The sequence below is a fragment of the Hymenobacter agri genome, assembly GCF_054778495.1.
The window spans coordinates 1-750 of record NZ_BAAGZM010001150.1; the positions used below are offsets into that span (position 1 = coordinate 1).

Sequence of the window (750 nt, forward strand, 5' to 3'; positions counted from 1 at the left end):
GCGGGCCGTGGGCGGCGCGCTGGCGGCGCAGGCCGGCGGCCACTTCGTCGAGGGCCGTGTCCCAGTCGATTTCCTGCCAGCCGGCGGCGGTACGTTTCAGGGGGCGGCGCAGACGGTTGGGGTCTTCGTAAATATCCTTCAGCCCCACCGCTTTGGGGCAGATGTGGCCGCGGCTGAACGGGTCCTGCGCGTCACCGGCGATGCCGAGCACCTGCCCGTTTTCGTGTTTGATTTCGAGGCCACAGATGGCTTCACAGAGGTTACAGGCGCGGTAGTGCGTTTCGGTGGACATGGCGGGTGGGAATTATAGCGTGGACTCTGCGAGTCCGCGCTGGGAGAGGTTGAGCAAATAACGTCATGCCGAGCGCAGCCGAGTCATCTCGCGTGCAATGGTAATTCAATCGCTAGGAACAAGGATTACCACCCCACGCGAGATAACTCGGCTGCGCTTATCATGACCCTCTTTTTATTCTCAATTTGAACGCAACGTTCGACTTGCCTTTCTGTCTTTTTGGTTAAGATTTCGTCCCATCTTTACGAATCTGCTTTCCACATCACCCGAATTCCTACGCACTTTTGAAACGACGCGACTTTGTTGGCCTCTCGGGCTTAGCCGCCGGGGCCTTGTTCCTGCCCAGCTTCCCCAGCCTGGGCGGCACGCCCGTTGATGCCGCCCGCCTGCTGGAGCCGGGCCTCGACGTGGCCCAGAAAAAACGCCTGGCCGACGTGGGCCTGAATGCCGCCAAAAGC

At 60.5% G+C, this 750-nt stretch carries 1 protein-coding gene; it reads right to left on the reverse strand.

Annotated elements, in window-relative coordinates:
- The coding region (locus ACYVDE_RS25030; RefSeq protein WP_460504223.1) for a molybdopterin-dependent oxidoreductase at nt 1-292 on the reverse strand (292 nt) is incomplete at its 3' end.
- Nucleotides 293-750 lie beyond the last annotated feature (458 nt).